Raw genomic sequence first — 17,123 nt, forward strand, 5'->3', positions numbered from 1 at the left:
CGAGCGAACCTGCCGCCTGCCATGCACCGAGACTATCGGGGCGGGCGGGCGACAGGTTCGTCTGCTGGAGTGCTGACTACTCCGCGGCCTCGGCTGCGGTCTCCTCGGCGGCGGCCTCAGCGGCCTCCGTCTCCTCGTCCGCCGGAGCGGCCGGGACGGTGATCGCGACGATGAGGACGTCGGCCTCGGTGATGAGCGAAGCGCCCTTCGGGAGCTCGAGGTCGCCGGCCAGGATCTGGGCGCCCTCTTCGAGGCCCTCGACGCTGACGGTGACGCGCTCGGGGATGTGGGTCGCCTCGACCTCGAGGCTCACCGTGGTGGCGTCCTGGTTGAGGATGGTGCCGGCGGCGGACTCGCCCTCGATGGTCACGGGGATGTCGACCTGGACCTTCTCGCCCTTCTTGACCACGATGAGGTCGAGGTGCTCGATGATCTGGCGCACGGGGTCCTTCTGGACGTCCTTGACCAGCGCGAGCTGGCCCGTGCCGGCGATGTCGAGCTCGAGCACCGCGTTGGACTTGCGGAGGATGAGCAGCATCTGGTGGCCGGGCAGCGAGACGTGCACGGGCTCGGTGCCGTGGCCGTAGAGCACGGCCGGGATCTTGCCGAGGGCACGGAGCTTGCGGGCTGCGCCCTTGCCGAACGATTCGCGGAGTTCCGCGGTGACCTTCAGGTCATCGGACATGATGTTCTCCTCACGGGTCTTGCACCCGGTTGGTCGTGCCGCGACGATGCGCGGCGGAATGGATGAGTCAACTCGAACGCGTATCTGCGTGAGGAAAAGCCGGAAGCCAGACCACCGCGTCGATCACGGAAGCTGCCACGGGCCGCTTCCCTCGCCGAAGTTCAGTGGGAGAGTCTATCGCACCGCGCTGAGGCCCGCGACCGCCTCGTCCACGATCTCGTCGACGGTGGCGTCGACGTCCACCACGAAACCCGGTTCGTCGGCGTCCAGGTCCTCGAGGAGCGCGAACTGCGAGTCGAGGAGCGACGGCGGCATGAAGTGACCGCTCCTGCCCTCCATGCGGCGTCCGAGCACCTCGCGCGAGCCGTGGAGGAGCACGAACCGCACCCCGGGCGCCTCCGCGAGGATCGCCTCCCGGTAGGCCCGTCGGAGTGCGGAGCAGGCCATCACGAGCCCGGTGTCCGAGGCGTCGGCGAGTGCTTTGCCCACGAGGGCCAGCCAGGGCCAGCGGTCGGGGTCCTCGAGCGGCGTTCCGGCGGCCATCTTGCGCACGTTCTCGAGCGGGTGCAGGGCGTCGGCGTCGACGAAGGGCACCCCGAGCCGGTCGGCGATCAGCACCCCGGTCGTGCTCTTCCCGGACCCGGACACGCCCATGACGACGACGAGCGGTGCATTCACACGGAACCCCCTGTGGTCTCCGGCCGATGGCCGGGCGGCAGGCTCGTCCGACCCGCACAGCACGATACCGGACACCCCCGGACGGTCCGCTCGGACCTCACCTGCACGCGGGGTCATTGAGAGGTGGAGCGACACCTCCCTTTGCTACGGTTGCAGGACGGGCCGTGCCCGGATCGACGAGGGTGTCGCCGCTGTCCTGCAGCCGCCCCCATCGACTCCTGAGCACTCGGAACGCCTCCCGCATCACCCACTCTGAAGGAGAACCACATGGTGAACACCGCCGAAGCTCGCGCCAACATCGGCGTCGTCGGTCTGGCCGTCATGGGCAGCAACCTCGCACGCAACCTGGCGAGCCGCGAGGGCAACACGGTCGCCGTGTACAACCGCTCCCCCGAACGCACCGACCTGCTCGTGAGCGAGCACCCCGAGGCCGGCTTCGTCGCGTCGAAGACCATCGAGGAGTTCGCCGCGTCGCTCTCGAAGCCACGCACCGCGATCATCATGGTGCAGGCTGGCAAGGGCACCGACGCCGTCATCCAGCAGCTCACCGAGGTCTTCGAGCCCGGCGACATCATCGTCGACGGCGGCAACGCACTCTTCACCGACACCATCCGCCGCGAGAAGGCCGTCCGCGAGACGGGGATCAACTTCGTCGGCGCCGGTATCTCCGGCGGTGAGGAAGGCGCCCTCAAGGGACCGTCGATCATGCCGGGCGGCTCCGCCGAAGCGTGGGAGACCCTCGGCCCCATCCTCAAGTCGATCGCCGCGATCGCCGAGGGTGAGCCCTGCGTCACCCACGTCGGCACCGACGGCGCCGGCCACTTCGTCAAGATGATCCACAACGGCATCGAGTACGCGGACATGCAGCTCATCGCCGAGGCCTACGACCTCATCCGTCGCGGCACCGGCAAGTCACCGGCCGAGATCGCGGAGATCTTCGCCGAGTGGAACCGCGGCACGCTCGAGAGCTACCTGATCGAGATCACCGCCGAGGTCCTCAAGCAGGTCGACGCGAAGACCGGGCAGCCGCTCGTCGACGTCATCCTCGACCAGGCCGGCGCCAAGGGCACCGGCGCGTGGACCGTGCAGACGGCCCTCGACCTCGGCATCCCGGTGTCGGGCATCGCGGAGGCCGTGTTCGCCCGTTCGCTGTCGTCGAAGCCGGCGCAGCGCGCAGCGGCCCGCGAGCTCGCCGGTCCCTCCGAGGAGTGGACCGTCGCCGACCCCGACCAGTTCGTGGAGGACGTGCGCCAGGCGCTCTACGCGTCGAAGATCATCGCCTACTCGCAGGGCTTCGACGAGATCGTCGCCGGTGCCGAGCAGTACGGCTGGGACATCAAGAAGGGCGAGATCGCGAAGATCTGGCGTGGTGGCTGCATCATCCGTGCGCAGTTCCTCAACCGCATCACCGAGGCCTACGAGGAGAACCCCGAGCTGGTCGCCCTCGTGACGGCGCCCTACTTCAGCGACGCCGTCGCGGAGGCGCAGGACAGCTGGCGCCGCGTGGTCGTCGCAGCCGCCCAGGCGGGCATCCCCTCGCCGGCGTTCTCGTCGTCGCTGTCGTACTACGACGGACTCCGCGCCGAGCGTCTGCCCGCAGCACTCGTCCAGGGCCAGCGTGACTTCTTCGGCGCGCACACCTACAAGCGCGTCGACCTCGACGGCACGTTCCACACCCTCTGGTCGGGTGACCGCAGTGAGGTCGAGCAGGCGGGCTCGAGCCACTAGCTCACGGCCTGCAGACGCAGAACGCCCGGTCCGAGTCGGACCGGGCGTTCTGCGTACCAGCGGAAGGTGACGGGCTACGCAGCGCCGTCGAACATGCTCGTCACGGAACCGTCGTCGAAGACCTCATGGATCGCCCGGGCGATGAGCGGCGCGATCGAGAGGACGGTCAGTTTGTCGAAGCGCTTGGCCTCGTCGACCGGCAGGGTGTCGGTGACGACGACCGAGTCGATGGCGTCGCTCTGCAGGAGTTCGACCGCCGGGTCGGAGAACACCGCGTGGGTGGCCGCGACGACGACACCGATGGCACCGGCGTTCTTGAGTGCTTCGGCAGCCTTGACGATCGTGCGTCCGGTGTCGATCAGGTCGTCGACGAGCAGGCAGACCCGGCCCTCGACCTGGCCGACGATCTCGTGGACGCTGACCTGGTTGGGGACCAGCGGGTCGCGGCGCTTGTGGATGATGGCGAGCGGCGCTCCAAGCTTGTCGCTCCAGATGTCGGCCACGCGGACGCGGCCCATGTCGGGCGAGACGACCGTCAGCGTCGAGGCGTCGAGCTTGGCGCGGAAGTGCTCGAGGAGGACCGGCATCGCGAAGAGGTGGTCGACCGGGCCGTCGAAGAAGCCCTGGATCTGCGCGGCATGGAGGTCGACCGACATGATGCGGTCGGCGCCGGCGGCCTTGAAGAGGTCGGCGACGAGGCGGGCCGAGATGGGCTCGCGTCCGCGACCCTTCTTGTCCTGGCGCGCGTAGGGGTAGAACGGGGCGACCACGGTGATGCGCTTGGCGCTCGCCCGCTTGGCCGCGTCGACCATGATGAGCTGTTCCATGAGCCACTCGTTGATCGGAGCGGTGTGCGACTGGATGACGAAGACGTCGGTGCCGCGGATGCTCTCGTCGTACCGGGCGTAGATCTCGCCGTTGGCGAAGGTCCTGGCATCGGTGGGGAGGAGCTCGGAGTCGAGCTCCGCCGCGATCGCCTCGGCGAGTTCCGGGTGGGCTCGTCCGGAGACGAGAACCAGCTGCTTCTTGTTGTCCGCCGTGATGCCTGACACAGACCCTGCCTTCTGCCGGAATGCTCCGGCCTCACTCACGAGTCGACGTTACCAGCAGCAGCCGCGTCGTCCGACACGGCGTCGACGGCCGGGGTCGCCGATGCGGCGCTCGCGGCCGTCGCGGCAGCCGTGCCCGGGCGCTTCTGCTCGACCCAGCCCTCGACGTTCCGCTGCTGAGCCACCGTCAACGCCAGCGCCCCCGCCGGGACGTCCTTGCGGATGACGGTGCCGGCACCGGAATAGGCGCCGTCGCCGACGCTGACCGGGGCGACGAGCGTGTTGTGCGCGCCGGTGCGGACGTGCGATCCGATGGTCGTGCGGTGCTTGTGCACACCGTCGTAGTTCGAGGTGATCGTGCCGGCACCGACGTTCGACTCGACGCCGATCTCGGTGTCGCCGATGTAGCTGAGGTGCGGGACCTTGCTGCCCTCGCCGATCTGCGCGTTCTTCGTCTCCACGAAGGTGCCGATCTTGCCGCGCTCGCCGAGCACCGTGCCTGGTCGTAGGTAGGCGAACGGCCCGACCTCGGCACCGGCGCCGATGACCGACAGCGTCGCGTCCGTGCGGCGGACGCGCGCACCAGCGCCGACCTCGGTGTCGATGAGCGTGGTGTCCGGACCGATCGTCGCACCGGACTCGACGACCGTCGCGCCGAGGATCTGCGTCCCGGGAAGCAGGGTGACGTCGGCGTGCAGCCGCGCCTTGATGTCGATCCACGTCGTGGCCGGGTCCTGGACGGTCACGCCGGCGAGCTGCCAGGCGCGCACGAGGAGGGCGTTCAGTTTGGCCGCGGCGGCGCTCAGCTGGGCGCGGTCGTTGATGCCCTCGACCAGCCAGGAGTCGCTCACAGGGAGCGCCGACACCTCGGAGCCCGCGCGTCGCAGGAGGCCGATGACGTCCGTGAGGTACTTCTCCCCCTGGGCGTTGTCGGTGGTGACCTCGGCGAGGGCGTCGCGGAGCTGGCTCACGCCGAAGAGGTAGACCCCGGCGTTGATCTCGTTCACAGCCCGCTCGGCATCGGTCGCGTCCTTCTGCTCGACGATGTAGTCGAGTGCCCCGGCCTCGGTGCGGATGATGCGTCCGTAGCCGGTCGCGTCGTCGGGCATGGCAGAGAGGATGGTCGCCGCGACATCGTGGTTGCGGTGGCGTTCGATGAGCGTGGTGAGCGTGGCAGCGTTCAGCAACGGGACGTCGCCGTTGACCACGAGGACGTCGCCGTCGAAGTCGTCGGGCAGCGCCAGGAGCGCCTGCTCCACCGCGCGACCGGTGCCGGGCACCTCGTCCTGGTCGACGATGGTCGCACCGGGGAGCTCCGACTCGATGGCCTCGACGAGGCGGTCGCGCTCGTGGCGGACCACGGCGATGACGTGCCCGGCATCGAGCGAGCGGGCGGTCGCCAGCACGTGGCCGACGATCGGCACGCCGCCGAGCGGGTGCAGGAGTTTCGGCAGCGCCGACTTCATGCGGGTTCCCTGGCCAGCAGCCAGGATGATGATGGCCAGACGGTCGTCGGTCACGTGTGCTCCCCCTCGGTCCGGGCACTCGCCCGGTCGGTGATCGGTCGCTCCGCCACCAGGATTCGAACCTGGACCGAACAGCTCCAAAGGCTGCCGTGCTGCCGTTACACTATGGCGGACCACCACCCGGAGGCCGGGCAGCGTGGTCAATTCTGCCAGACGGATCCTGTGCTGCCGACTCGGATCCGATACGACACGAGCGTTGCCTCGATAATGGTGGGATGCCAGCTAGCACCGATGAGGTCGACCGGATCGTCGACGCCTGGAACCGCGAGCGCCCGGACCTCGACTTCTCGCCCCTCCAGATCCTCTCCCGTGTCGCCCGGCTGTCCCGCCACCTCGACCGCGCACGTCGGGCGGCCTTCACCCGGTCGAACCTCGAGCCGTGGGAGTTCGACGTCCTCGCGGCGCTCCGTCGCGCCGGCTCCCCCTACCGGCTGAGTCCGAAGGCCCTGCTGCTCCAGACGCTCGTCTCGAGCGGCACGATGACGAACCGCATCGACCGCCTCGTCGAGCGCGGACTCGTGGAACGCCAGGGCGACCCCAACGACGGCCGCGGCATCCTCGTGCAGATGACGAACGCGGGACTCAACACGGTCGATGCGGCCATCACGCGCCTCGTCGACGCCGAGGCGGACCTGCTCGACGGGCTGAGCTCGACCGAACAGGCGCGGCTGACCGTCCTGCTGCGGAAGCTCAGCCTCGACTTCGACTAGCGGAGCACGCTCGGTCACTGAGCCTGTCGAAGTGCGCCCTTCGACAAGCTCAGGGACCGGGTGGGGTGGCTCAGGGACCGGGTGGGGTGGCTCAGGTACCGGGTGGGGTGGCTCAGGGACCGGGTGGGGTGGCTCAAGGACCGGTCAGCGGCGGAGGATCTTCCGGGCAAGCCAGTTGCCGAAGAACTGGATGAGCTGCACGAGCAGGATGATGATGATCACCGCGGCCCACGTGACGACCGGCTCGAACTGCCGGAAGCCGTACTGGATCGCGAAGGCACCGAGCCCACCGCCGCCGATGAAGCCCGCGACCGCGGACATGTCGACGATGACGACGAACACGAAGGTGTAGCCCAGGATCAGCGGACCGAGTGCTTCCGGAAGGACGATGCTCAGCAGCGTCCGGAGCCGGCTCGCACCCGCGGCACGCGAAGCCTCGATGACGCCGGGCGACACCGTCAACAGGTTCTGCTCGACGATCCGGCTGATGCCGAAGGTCGCCGCCAGGGAGATGATGAAGATGAACGCGTTCGCGCCGATGCCGGTGCCGATGACGAGTCGTGAGAGCGGCTGGGCGGCCGCGAGGAAGATGATGAACGGGATCGGCCGGAAGATGTTCACGATCACGTTGAGCACGCCGTAGAGCACGGGGTGCGAGTACAGGTTGCCGGGCCGCGTCACGTAGAGACCGGTGCCGACGACGAGCCCTGCGATCCCGCCGAAGAGCAGGCTGAAGGAGACGAGGTAGAGGGTCTCGACGGTCGCGTCGCCGAGCTTCGGGAGCAGATCGATCAGTGCGTCCATGTCAGCGCACCTCCGTCACGGTCGCCTGGGATCCGATGGCGGTCAGCGCTCCGTCGATCGTCTGGTCGTCGCCGCGGAGGGCGAGCGTCAGGTGGCCGAACGCGCGACCCTGGATGTCGTTGATCCCGCCGTAGACGAGCTCGAAGTCGACGCCCGCCTGCGCGAGCGTGAGGAAGACACCGGCCTGCGAGGCGTCGCCGTCGCGGAACGAGAGGGTGACGATGCGCCCCACGTGCCGTTCCTTGAGCACCGCCAGCTCGGCCGGTGACGGTACGCCCTTGATGACCGTCGATACGAAGCGCTTGGACGCGGCGTGCTGCGGGTCGGAGAACACTTCGAAGACGTCGCCCTGCTCGATGACCTTGCCGCGCTCCATGACGGCGACCTTCGTCGCGAGCGACTGGATCACCTCCATCTCGTGGGTGATGACGACGATGGTCACGCCGAGGTCGCGGTTCACCTGCTTGAGCAGCGCCAGGACCTCCTGCGTGGTCTCGGGGTCGAGGGCGCTGGTCGCCTCGTCCGCGAGCAGGATCCGGGGCGAGGTCGCGAGCGCGCGAGCGATGCCGACGCGCTGCTTCTGTCCGCCGGAGAGTTGGTCGGGGTAGTTGTCGGCCTTGTCGGACAGCCCGACGAACGTCAGCAGCTCGTCGACGCGGGTGCGGATCTCCGCGCGGGGACGTCCGGCGACCTCGAGCGGGTACGCGATGTTCTTCCGCACCGACTTGGAGTTGAAGAGGTTGAACTGCTGGAAGATCATCCCGATGCCGAGCCGGAGGTCGCGGAGGCCGCGCTCCGAGAGCGTCGTCACCTCGGTGCCGTCGACGACGATGCTCCCCGACGTCGCGGGCTCGAGCGCGTTGATGAGGCGCACGAGGGTCGACTTACCGGCACCCGAGTAGCCGATGATCCCGAAGACGTCACCGGCCTCGATGTCGAGGTCGACGCCGTCGATCGCGGCGATCGGCGCGGCGCCCTTCTGCGGAGACGGGTACCGCTTCGCGACGTCTCGGAGGCTGACGAGTGGCATGGGGGTGTCCTCGGTGTGTCGTGTGATCAGGAGGCGGTGGAACGACGAAGCGTTCCTGTGGGAGCGGATGACAGCCTCCCACAGGAACGCTCTGAACGTCGGATCAGCCCTTGGCCTTGATGTCCTTCTGGACGGTCTCGAGCGACTTCACGAGGTCCTTGACCGGGGTCTTCAACGGAACCGCGGTACCGCCGGAGTTCTCCACGACGCCGTCGACGACGGACTTCGTGTCCTGGTAGATCTTCACGAGCTTCGCGTACGTCTCGTTGTCGGCGTCTGCGGCCTTCGCGGCGAAGATGTTGACGTACGGCAGCGCGTTCGGGTCGGACGGGTCGTCCTCGGCGATCGCGTCGGACGCCTTCAGACCGGAGTCGTTGATGAAGTCGTTGTTGATGATCGCGCCGGTGACGTCAGGCAGCGAGGTCGGCGTCAGCGAAGCCTCGAGCGAGGTGACGGTGACCTTCGACTTGTCGGCGATGATGTCGTCCGGCGTCGAGAAGATGTTCCCGCCGTCCTTCAGCTCCAGCAGGCCTGCGGACTGCAGGACGAGGAGCGCACGAGCCTGGTTGCTCTCGTCGTTCGGGATGGCGATCGTGTCGCCCTTCTTGATGTCCTTGACGCTGTCGACCTTGGTCGAGTAGAGGCCGAGGGGGTAGATCGCCGTCGAGCCGATGGGCGTGAGGTCCTCACCGGAGGCCTCGTTGTACTGCGCGAGGTAGACGATGTGCTGGAACTGGTTGAGGTCGATCTCGCCCTCGGTGAGCGCCGGGTTCGGCTGCGTGTACTCGCCGAAGTCGACGATGTCGACGAAGATGCCCTCCTTCTCGGCGGCGTCCTTATACGTCTCCCAGTAGGGGTCGCTCGCGCCGACGACGCCGATCTTGACGGGGTTCGCCTCGGTGCCCTTGTCTTCAGCGGCGGCGCCTGAGCCTGAGCCGCCGGCGCATCCGGCGAGGAGCGCGATGGCGGGGATGATGGCCAGTCCGGCCAGAAGCTTCTTCGAGAAGGTCATTGCTGTGATTCCTCTTTCGGGTGGTGCGCGCCGGTGGACGCTGATTCGACGGTACGTCGGCCTAGCAGGGATGACGAACCGGTGCGTAACACTTCGGAACAGAGCGACGAACGAGGTGATCCGGTCGCCGCGAGTGGGCTATTCGACGAGCTCGGAGAGCTCCAGCCAGCGGACCTCGAGGTCGGCGATCTCGCCGTACATGGCCTGGATCTTGGCGCCGAGCGCGGTGATCCCGGCGAAGTCGCTCTGGTCGTGGACCGCGACCTTCTCGTGTGCCTGCTCGATCTGACCGTTGAGCTTGTGGAGCTTGCGGTCGATCGCCTTGATCTCCTGCTGCGCGTTCCGGAGCTCTGCACCGCTCAGCTTCGGTGTCTTCTTGGTCGGGCCACCGCCTGAGGCCGTCGGGCGGTCGTGCTCCTGGGAGCGGCTGCCGGCCGTCCCGGCGTTGAGCTCCAGGTACTGGTCGATGCCGCCGGGCAGGTGCCGGAAGTGGCCGTCCATGATCGCGTACTGCTGGTCGGTCACCCGCTCGAGGAAGTACCGGTCGTGCGAGACGACGAGCAGGGTGCCCGGCCACGAGTCGAGGAGGTCCTCCATGGCGGCGAGCATGTCGGTGTCGAGGTCGTTGGTCGGTTCGTCGAGCACGAGGACGTTCGGCTCGTCGAGCAGGATGAGCAGGAGCTGCAGGCGGCGGCGCTGACCACCCGAGAGGTCCTTCACCGGCGTGGAGAGCTGCGCACTCGTGAAGCCCAGACGTTCGAGGAGCTGCCCCGGGGTCATCTCCTTGCCGCCGGCGACGTAGCTCGTGCGCTTGCGCCCGATGACGTCGCTCACGCGGTCCTGCTCGTACTCGGCGAGCTCGTCGAGCTGCTGCGTGAGCGTCGCGACCTGCACGGTCTTGCCGCGCTTGACGCGACCCTCGGTCGCTTCGACCTCGCCCGTGACGAGCCCGAGGAGGGTGGACTTGCCGGCGCCGTTCACGCCGAGGATGCCGGTGCGCTCGCCCGGGGCGATGCGCCACTCGACGTCCTTGATGACCGTCCGGTCGCCGTAGGACACCGTGACGTCGAGGATGTCGACGACGTCCTTGCCCAGGCGGGCGGTCGCCATGCCGGCCAGCTCGACCGTGTTGCGCACGGGCGGCTCGTCGGCGATGAGCGCGTTGGCGGCCTCGATGCGGAACTTCGGCTTGGCCGTGCGGGCGGGAGCGCCACGGCGCAGCCAGGCGAGCTCCTTCTTCATGAGGTTCTGGCGCTTGGCCTCGGAGACCGCGGCGGAGCGGTCGCGCTCGACGCGCTGCAGGACGTAGGCCGCGTACCCGCCCTCGAAGGGTTCGACGATGCGGTCGTGCACCTCCCACGTGGCCGTGCAGATGGCGTCGAGGAACCACCGGTCGTGGGTCACGACGAGCAGGCCGCCGGAGTTCTTCGACCAGCGACGGTTGAGGTGCTGCGCGAGCCAGGTGATGCCCTCGACGTCGAGGTGGTTCGTGGGCTCGTCGAGGAAGAGGATGTCGTGGTCGCCCACGAGCAGGGCGGCGAGGGCGACCCGGCGGCGCTGACCACCGCTGAGGTCGGCGACGAGGGCGTCCCAGGCGATGTCGGAGGCGAGGCCGGAGATGACGTCGCGGACCTTCGGGTCGCCCGCCCACTCGTGCTCGTCGAATCCGCCGACGATGGTCTGGCCGACGGTCTTGTCGTGGTCGAGGGTGTCGGACTGGTCGAGCACGCCGACCGTGACACCGTTGCGCACCGTCACGCGTCCGGAGTCGGGCTCCTTGCGGCCGGCGAGGAGGCCGAGGAGCGTGGACTTGCCGTCGCCGTTGCGGCCGACGATGCCGATGCGGTCGCCCTCGTTCACCCCGATCGTGATGCCGTCGAAGACGACCTTGGTCGGGTACTCGAGGTGGAGCGCTTCAGCGCCGAGAAGGTGTGCCATATCCGGTCAACGATACCGGGCCCGGGCGTCGACCACCGCCCGTGCACCGTAGGCTGCACGGGTGCCTCTGTTCTCCCGTTCCCGCCGACTCCCGTTCGGCCGTCGCGACGCCCGGATCACCCTCCTCGACAAGCGGACGCAGCGCTACGAGCTCAGCGTCGACGACATCCCGCAGTCGGTGGTCTCCCTCGCGGACCCCCGCTCGCTCGAGTACCCGTACATCCGGCACATCGCCCGCGTGATCGACGCCGAGGCGCCGGCGGGCGAGGAGCTCTTCGTCGTCCACCTCGGTGCCGGCGCGCTGACGCTCCCCCGCTACGTCCAGGCGACGCGTCCGGGATCGCCGCAACTCGTCGTGGAGTTCGAGCCGGAGCTGTACGCCGGGATGCTGGAGGCGCTGCCGCTCCCGGACGGCCACCGGGTCGAGGTCCGCTTCGGTGACGCCAGGGCCGTCGCGGACGAGCCGATCGACGAAATCGCTGCCACCGACGGGGACGTCACGGCATGGCGGGACGCGAAGGTGACCGTCGTGGATCTCTGGGACGCCGCCGTGATCCACCGTCGGGTCGCGAGCCTCGAGTTCTACCGCCGCGTGGCGGCGCGCTCGGCAGACGACGGCGTGGTCGCGGTGAACCTGCTCGACGGCAGCCCGTTCGACTACTCGCGACGCCAGGCGGCGACCCTGCGAACCGTGTTCGCGCATGTCGCCGTCGTCCTCGACTTCGATCCGGTCGACGACGAAGGGCCCCTCGGCAACGTCGTCGTCTTCGCGAGCGACGCACCGCTCGCGGCCGTGACCCACCCGCAGCTCTTCGGCGCACCCGCGCCCGTGCAGCTGCACGGTGACGCGCTCACGCACTGGATCGACGGGGCGACGGTCATGACCGATGCCGACGGCGAAGATTCCCCCGACCCCGACGACCCCCGCTGGGACTGACGACCAGACCGTCACCGGGGCCCTCCTCCCTATGCGCCCCCATCCCGTTGCGCTACGGTGGGCGTAGCGCAATGGACCGATCCGACCGGACTCCGGCGTCGCGCGGAGGAGGTTGGTCGGTGCCCGTCTCCCGACGCGTCTCCCGCGCTCAGCAGATGAGCGACCGCATCCTCGACGCAGCCCTCGACCTCATGCGCTCGCGCGGCTCGGTCGCCGTCAACATCGAGGCGGTCGCGGAGACCACCGGCGTGGCGAAGACGACGATCTACCGGCGGTACCGCAACCGCTCCGAGCTGCTCACGGCGGCCGTCGCGCGCGCCATGGAGACCCCGGTCGAGATCCCCGAGAACCTCTCGACCTACGACACCTTCACCTGGCTGCTCCACGAAGCCCGGGCGATGATCGAGGACGTGGTGGGCCGGGGCACGATCGCATCGATCCTGCTCCAGGACGACCCCGAGTTCTCGACGCTGCTCCGCGACCTCACGAGGAACCGGGCGCGCGCGCTGTCCAACCTGGTCGACGAACGGATCTCCACCGGCGATCTGAAGCCCGGACTCGACGGCCGCCTCGTCGCGACTCTGCTCCTCGGTGCGGTCCTCGGACAGCTCGTCCGCGGCGCCGACATGGACGACGACTGGGCGGACCAGGTCCTGTCCGTCCTCTGGCCGGCACTGGCCGCATGACGCGAGGCAGCACCCCGCCGCACGCTGCGGTGATCTACAACCCGACGCGCATCCAGCTCGAGCGCGTGACGAGGCTCGTCGACGCCGCGGCCACGGACGCCGGCTGGGGCCCGACGAGCTGGATCCCGACCCGCGAGCGGTCGACCGCGGTCGACCAGGTCGCCGAGGCGCTCGGAGGCGGCGCGTCGCTCGTGATCGCCGCCGGCGGTGACGGGACGGTCCGCGAGGTGGCCGGGGCGATGCGTCACACCCGGACGCCGTTCGCCGTCGTCCCCGTCGGCACCGCGAACCTCTTCGCCCGGAACGCCGGTATCCCGATCGACACGGCCACCGCCGTGCGGGCCGTGTTCACCGGGGAGGACCGGAGCGTGGACGTCGGCGTCATCGAGTACCGGAACCCCGACGGCGTCCGGCGCAGCACCCCGTTCCTCGTCATGTCCGGCTTCGGCGTCGACGCGGACATGGTGGCCTACGCCGACCCCGTCCTGAAGCGCCGCTTCGGCTGGATCGCCTACGTCGTCCCGATCATCCGCGGGCTGTTCCGCCGCGACCGGCCCCGCGTCTCCTGGAAGGAGGACGGCGGACCGATCCGGAGCGGACGGACGCACACGATGTTCGTCGGAAACTGCGGCACCGTCTCGGCGGGCCTCGACGTCCTCCCCGACGCACTCCTCGACGACGGTGTGCTCGACGTCCTGATGGTGCGGTCCCTCGAGGGGTGGGACGGGGTCCGGGTCACGCGCTGGCTGCACCGCGCGAACAACCCCGTCGCCCGGTTCTCCAAGGGAAGACGGACACGGGGCCGCCGCGTGCAGCCGAGTGCCGTCGAGACGGCTGGTTCCGCCGGCGGGGCGCTCCGCTACCTGCGGGTACGACGGATCGATGTGACGGTTTCACCGCCAGCCGAGTTCCAAGCAGACGGCGACGGGATCGGCCTGGTCTCGGCGGCCCGGCTGACCGTCGACCCCGGCGCGCTCATCGTCCGACTACCGGCGACGGCGGCGCGATCGGGTCGGCTCCGGCCCTGAGCCCGCCCTTCGACAGGCTCAGGGACCGGAAACGGCTCAGGGACCGGAAACGGCTCAGGGCTCGGACGAACAGCTCAGGGACCGGAGGAACGGCTCAGTCCGCGAGGATCTTGCCGGGGTTGAAGTTCGAGCCGGGGTCAGCACTGTCGAAGAGGCCGCGCATGATCGCGACGCCCTCGGTCGAGATGTCCTGCTCCATCCACGGCGAGTGCTCGACGCCGACCGCGTGGTGGTGCGAGAGGGTGCCACCGTGGTCGACGAAGGACTGCTGGATCGCCGACTTGACCTGCTCGTACTCGCCGATCGGGTCGTCGCCGGTGATGAACGCGAAGGTGAAGTAGAGGCACGCGCCGGAGTGGTACGAGTGGGAGAGGTGGCACATGATCCACCCGTGCACCCCGAGCTTGTCGTACGCGGCGTTGGCGGCGTCGTTCGCGGCGTCGTAGACCTCCTGCAGGCGCGACCAGGGCGCCGCGGTCTCCGAGACGTCTGCCGCGGCTCCGCGGTCGAGGAGGAAGTCGCGCAGGTACGGGGTGTCGAACTTCTTCTGGTCATAGAGGGCACCGGGGCCCTTGCCGACGCCGATGCCGCCGTGCTTCCGGACGATCGAGCCGACGAGGCCCTTCTCGTACCGCACGTGCGACGCGCTGCCCTCGTAGCCGATGAAGGAGAGGCACAGCTGCTCGAGGTCCCAACCCCTGGCCGTGAGCACCTTCATGAGCCCCTTGGTGACCTGCGCCGAGACGCCGGTGCTGGCCTTGCGGGTCGCGAGCGAGAAGCCGCTCTCCCTGGCGTTCGAAACCCGGGTGACCGACGGGCTGGCGTCGCTCTCAGCGATCTCGTGCATCGCCGCGAGCCCGGCCTCCCAGGTGGGGAAGAAGTAGCCGAGGACCTCGCGGACGGCGGGCGTCCGGTGGACCTGCACGGTGACCTCGGTGATGATGCCGAGTCGACCCTCGCTGCCGATGATCATCTCGCGGACGCTCGGCCCGGTCGACGCACTCGGCACGGGGCGGATCGCCACGATGCCGTTCGGGCGCACCATCCGCAGGCCCTTGGTGATGTCGGCGATGTCACCGTACTTGTCGGACTGCATGCCCGAGGAGCGGGTCGCGACCCATCCGCCGAGCGTGGAGTGCGTGAAGCTGTCGGGGAAGTGGCCCATCGTCCAGCCTTTGGCGCCCAGCTGCTCCTCGATCGAGGGGCCCTGCGCGCCGGCCTGGATGGTGGCGAGACCGGAGCCCTCGTCGATCGACAGGACGCGGTCGAGCCGGCCGAGGTCGAGGGAGATGATGACCCGCTCCTCGGTCGGCTGCGGGTCGAGCGAGCCGGCGATGTTGGTGCCGCCACCGAACGGGATGATCACGGCGTCTGCGGCGACGGCTGCAGCGACGACCGACGCGACCTCGGCCTCGTCAGCCGGGTACACGACGAGGTCGGGCGTGCGGGGCAGGTCGTTCGCGCGGATCCGGAGCAGGTCGCGGATGCTCTTGCCGTAGGTGTGGACGACGCGTTCCTGGTCGTCCGTGGTCACGTGACCCTGACCGACGAGCGTCGAGAGCTCGGCGATGAACTCCTCGGACGCGCGCGATGCGGGGACGGTGAGCTCGTCGAAGCTGAGGTGCGCCTGCGCCGGCTTCCGGAGGTCGAGACCGACGGCCTGCTTCACGAACGGCGCGAAGTCCGGTTTGTTGCTGTGCTCGAAGGCGACCCCTTCGACTCCCCAGCCCCACCACTTCATGTGCTCCACAGACGTCATCCGGCTTCCTTTCGTGGTGTGTCGATCGAAACGTGTGCTCCCGGCTCGACCGAGGCGCGCAGCGCGACGATCTCGGCGACGACGCGGTCCATGAGCTGGACGGGCGTCTCGTTCGGCTGCGGGTGGATCGGTTGCCCGAAGACGACGCGCACCGGCGGTCGTCCGGGGACGGGCCAGTTGCGACCCTTCGGCATGGCGGAGTGGGTGCCGAGGACGGCCACCGGGAGGCACGGGATGCCCTGACGGGTTGCGAGTGCCGCGGCACCGGGCTTGAACCGGCCGAGCTCACCCGTCCGCGATCGGCCGCCCTCCGGGAAGATGAGGATCGGGACGCCGCTCTCGAGCAGCTCCCGTGACACGCCTGCACGCTTGCGGTCACCCGAGCGGTCGACCGGGAACGCGTTGAAGAAGAGGGCGGCGAAGATGCGGCGGGCGGGCACGTCGAAGAAGTAGTCGGCCGCGACACCGGCGGCGAGGTAGCGCGACAACCGACGCGGCATCGCCCCGACGACGAGCGGTGCGTCGAGGTGCGACTGGTGGTTGGCGACGACGATGTACGGCCCGGTCACGCCCGACAGGCGCTCGCGACCCGTCACCGTCACGCGGGTCAGCGACCAGACGAGCGGCTTCAACAGCAGACGCTGGGCGACGAACCGCGCGTTGGCGTGGAGGGAGGAGGTGAACCGCGGCTCTGCGGTCATCGGCGGGCTCCTGACTGGGCGGCGTTGGCGGCTCGGCGGCTCGAGGACATCCGGCCGGAGATCCACCGGATGGACGCACGGGGCGCGAACTTGACGAGGGCCATGAGGGCCTTGAAGCGGAAGCTCGGGATGGAGACGACGACCCCCCTCCCGGCGTCGCGAAGGGCGTCGGCGACGAGCCGGTCCACATCGATCCACAGACCTGACGGGATCGATCGGGTGCTGATGCCGGCGCGATCGTGGAACTCCGTACGGACCCACCCGGGGCACAGGGCCGTGACGCGGACACCCGAGCCGGCGAGCTCGACCGCGAGCGCCTCGGTGTAGATGGTGACGAACGCCTTCACCGCGGAGTAGCCGCCGGTGGTGATGTACCCGGCCGTGCTCGAGACGTTGATGATGGTGCCGCGTCCGCGTTCCCGCATGGCACGGGCCGCTGCGCCTGAGAGCGTGGTGACGCTCCGGCACATGACCTCGATCGCGTTGTCGAGCTCGCTCGTGTCGGGGTCGGTCAGCCGGGAGTGCACGCCGAACCCGGCGTTGTTCACGACCACGTCGATCGGTGACCCCTGATCCTCGATCCGCGCGGCGAGTCTCGCGACGTCGGCGCGGTCCGAGAGGTCGGCACTGATCACCTCGACGGTGCGACCGGTCGCGCGCAGTCGCTCGGCCGATCGCTCGAGCCGCTCGACATCACGGGCGACGAGCACCAGGTCGAAGCCCCGCCCGGCGAGCGCCGTGGCGAACGCGGCACCGATGCCGGACGTCCCACCGGTGACGAGAGCTGTAGCCATGGGGATCAGAATACGCTACGCGTTGCGTATCGTTGCAAGCTACAGTGATGAGGTCGGA

The 17,123-nt window shown here is 69.1% G+C and carries 16 protein-coding genes and 1 tRNA gene; 5 read left to right on the plus strand and 12 right to left on the minus strand.

Features of this window, described 5'->3' with window-relative positions:
* Positions 1-76 precede the first annotated feature (76 nt).
* On the minus strand, positions 77-685 hold the full coding sequence (locus tag IFT89_RS08335; protein ID WP_086473726.1) for a 50S ribosomal protein L25/general stress protein Ctc: 609 nt from the start codon (positions 683-685) through the stop codon (positions 77-79).
* 174 nt (positions 686-859) lie between these two features.
* Complete coding sequence (locus IFT89_RS08340) at positions 860-1,363, minus strand: gluconokinase (RefSeq protein ID WP_229938709.1); 504 nt, start codon at positions 1,361-1,363, stop codon at positions 860-862.
* 267 nt (positions 1,364-1,630) lie between these two features.
* On the opposite strand from IFT89_RS08340, the gene gndA reads away from it, so the two are divergent.
* Positions 1,631-3,091, plus strand: a complete 1,461-nt coding sequence (gene gndA, locus IFT89_RS08345; protein WP_079001993.1) for an NADP-dependent phosphogluconate dehydrogenase — start codon at positions 1,631-1,633, stop codon at positions 3,089-3,091.
* A gap of 74 nt (positions 3,092-3,165) precedes the next feature.
* Here gndA and IFT89_RS08350 read toward each other — a convergent pair whose 3' ends face one another.
* From IFT89_RS08350 to IFT89_RS08360, 3 genes are all read right to left on the minus strand, one after another.
* On the minus strand, positions 3,166-4,143 hold the full coding sequence (locus tag IFT89_RS08350; protein ID WP_079705464.1) for a ribose-phosphate diphosphokinase: 978 nt from the start codon (positions 4,141-4,143) through the stop codon (positions 3,166-3,168).
* 35 nt (positions 4,144-4,178) lie between these two features.
* Positions 4,179-5,660, minus strand: coding sequence for a bifunctional UDP-N-acetylglucosamine diphosphorylase/glucosamine-1-phosphate N-acetyltransferase GlmU (glmU, locus tag IFT89_RS08355; protein ID WP_086473728.1), 1,482 nt, complete (start codon positions 5,658-5,660; stop codon positions 4,179-4,181).
* Between the two features lie 47 nt (positions 5,661-5,707).
* A tRNA-Gln gene (locus IFT89_RS08360) sits at positions 5,708-5,779 on the minus strand.
* 102 nt (positions 5,780-5,881) lie between these two features.
* Between IFT89_RS08360 and IFT89_RS08365 the strand changes: the two genes are divergently transcribed.
* Positions 5,882-6,376, plus strand: a complete 495-nt coding sequence (locus IFT89_RS08365; RefSeq protein ID WP_064296482.1) for a MarR family winged helix-turn-helix transcriptional regulator — start codon at positions 5,882-5,884, stop codon at positions 6,374-6,376.
* A gap of 144 nt (positions 6,377-6,520) precedes the next feature.
* On the opposite strand, the gene IFT89_RS08370 is transcribed toward IFT89_RS08365, so the two are convergent.
* The 4 genes from IFT89_RS08370 to IFT89_RS08385 all read right to left on the minus strand — a co-directional run bounded on the left by IFT89_RS08370 (position 6,521) and on the right by IFT89_RS08385 (position 11,160).
* Positions 6,521-7,180, minus strand: a complete 660-nt coding sequence (locus IFT89_RS08370; RefSeq protein WP_064296483.1) for a methionine ABC transporter permease — start codon at positions 7,178-7,180, stop codon at positions 6,521-6,523.
* A gap of 1 nt (position 7,181) precedes the next feature.
* Positions 7,182-8,210 carry a methionine ABC transporter ATP-binding protein gene (locus IFT89_RS08375; protein WP_086473729.1) on the minus strand — a complete coding sequence of 343 codons (1,029 nt, stop codon included), beginning with the start codon at positions 8,208-8,210 and terminating at the stop codon, positions 7,182-7,184.
* A gap of 103 nt (positions 8,211-8,313) precedes the next feature.
* The gene (locus IFT89_RS08380) at positions 8,314-9,222 is read right to left on the minus strand and encodes a MetQ/NlpA family ABC transporter substrate-binding protein (protein ID WP_086473730.1); all 909 of its coding nucleotides are present in this window, start codon (positions 9,220-9,222) and stop codon (positions 8,314-8,316) included.
* Between the two features lie 138 nt (positions 9,223-9,360).
* A complete protein-coding gene (locus tag IFT89_RS08385; RefSeq protein ID WP_137242013.1) occupies positions 9,361-11,160 on the minus strand; it encodes an ABC-F family ATP-binding cassette domain-containing protein in 1,800 nt (599 codons plus the stop codon).
* Between the two features lie 61 nt (positions 11,161-11,221).
* Between IFT89_RS08385 and IFT89_RS08390 the strand changes: the two genes are divergently transcribed.
* The 3 genes from IFT89_RS08390 (at position 11,222) to IFT89_RS08400 (ending at position 13,811) form a co-directional block, all read left to right on the plus strand.
* Entirely contained in the window at positions 11,222-12,097 is an 876-nt protein-coding gene (locus tag IFT89_RS08390; protein ID WP_202938724.1) for a spermidine synthase, read from the plus strand.
* Positions 12,098-12,216: 119 nt separating this feature from the next.
* On the plus strand, positions 12,217-12,783 hold the full coding sequence (locus IFT89_RS08395) for a TetR/AcrR family transcriptional regulator (RefSeq protein WP_161578540.1): 567 nt from the start codon (positions 12,217-12,219) through the stop codon (positions 12,781-12,783).
* On the plus strand, positions 12,780-13,811 hold the full coding sequence (locus IFT89_RS08400; protein WP_202938725.1) for a diacylglycerol/lipid kinase family protein: 1,032 nt from the start codon (positions 12,780-12,782) through the stop codon (positions 13,809-13,811). The genes IFT89_RS08395 and IFT89_RS08400 overlap by 4 nt, the downstream gene beginning before the upstream one ends.
* 94 nt (positions 13,812-13,905) lie before the next feature.
* Here the strand turns inward: IFT89_RS08400 and IFT89_RS08405 are convergent, their stop codons facing one another.
* The 3 genes from IFT89_RS08405 to IFT89_RS08415 are packed head-to-tail and all read right to left on the minus strand — an operon-like array spanning position 13,906 to position 17,065.
* The gene (locus IFT89_RS08405) at positions 13,906-15,570 is read right to left on the minus strand and encodes an FAD-binding oxidoreductase (protein WP_064296489.1); all 1,665 of its coding nucleotides are present in this window, start codon (positions 15,568-15,570) and stop codon (positions 13,906-13,908) included.
* Positions 15,567-16,271 (minus strand): lysophospholipid acyltransferase family protein, encoded by a 705-nt coding sequence (locus IFT89_RS08410; RefSeq protein WP_079705454.1) that lies wholly within the window; start codon positions 16,269-16,271, stop codon positions 15,567-15,569. Before IFT89_RS08410 ends, IFT89_RS08405 begins: the two co-directional genes overlap by 4 nt.
* Positions 16,268-17,065: an SDR family NAD(P)-dependent oxidoreductase gene (locus tag IFT89_RS08415; RefSeq protein ID WP_202938726.1), complete on the minus strand. Its 798-nt coding sequence runs from the start codon at positions 17,063-17,065 to the stop codon at positions 16,268-16,270. The genes IFT89_RS08410 and IFT89_RS08415 overlap by 4 nt, the downstream gene beginning before the upstream one ends.
* Between the last annotated feature and the right edge of the window lie 58 nt (positions 17,066-17,123).

The sequence above is a fragment of the Plantibacter sp. CFBP 13570 genome, assembly GCF_014841395.1.
Classification (GTDB): Bacteria; Actinomycetota; Actinomycetes; order Actinomycetales; family Microbacteriaceae; genus Plantibacter; species Plantibacter auratus.

Excerpts from the sequence above, each read along its gene's own strand:
- IFT89_RS08335 (WP_086473726.1), bottom strand. The coding sequence starts at position 685 with ATGTCCGATGACCTGAAGGTCACCGCGGAACTCCGCGAATCGTTCGGC.
- gndA (WP_079001993.1), top strand. The coding sequence starts at position 1,631 with ATGGTGAACACCGCCGAAGCTCGCGCCAACATCGGCGTCGTCGGTCTG.
- IFT89_RS08365 (WP_064296482.1), top strand. The coding sequence starts at position 5,882 with ATGCCAGCTAGCACCGATGAGGTCGACCGGATCGTCGACGCCTGGAAC.
- IFT89_RS08370 (WP_064296483.1), bottom strand. The coding sequence starts at position 7,180 with ATGGACGCACTGATCGATCTGCTCCCGAAGCTCGGCGACGCGACCGTC.
- IFT89_RS08375 (WP_086473729.1), bottom strand. The coding sequence starts at position 8,210 with ATGCCACTCGTCAGCCTCCGAGACGTCGCGAAGCGGTACCCGTCTCCG.
- IFT89_RS08380 (WP_086473730.1), bottom strand. The coding sequence starts at position 9,222 with ATGACCTTCTCGAAGAAGCTTCTGGCCGGACTGGCCATCATCCCCGCC.
- IFT89_RS08385 (WP_137242013.1), bottom strand. The coding sequence starts at position 11,160 with ATGGCACACCTTCTCGGCGCTGAAGCGCTCCACCTCGAGTACCCGACC.
- IFT89_RS08400 (WP_202938725.1), top strand. The coding sequence starts at position 12,780 with ATGACGCGAGGCAGCACCCCGCCGCACGCTGCGGTGATCTACAACCCG.
- IFT89_RS08405 (WP_064296489.1), bottom strand. The coding sequence starts at position 15,570 with ATGACGTCTGTGGAGCACATGAAGTGGTGGGGCTGGGGAGTCGAAGGG.
- IFT89_RS08410 (WP_079705454.1), bottom strand. The coding sequence starts at position 16,271 with ATGACCGCAGAGCCGCGGTTCACCTCCTCCCTCCACGCCAACGCGCGG.
- IFT89_RS08415 (WP_202938726.1), bottom strand. The coding sequence starts at position 17,065 with ATGGCTACAGCTCTCGTCACCGGTGGGACGTCCGGCATCGGTGCCGCG.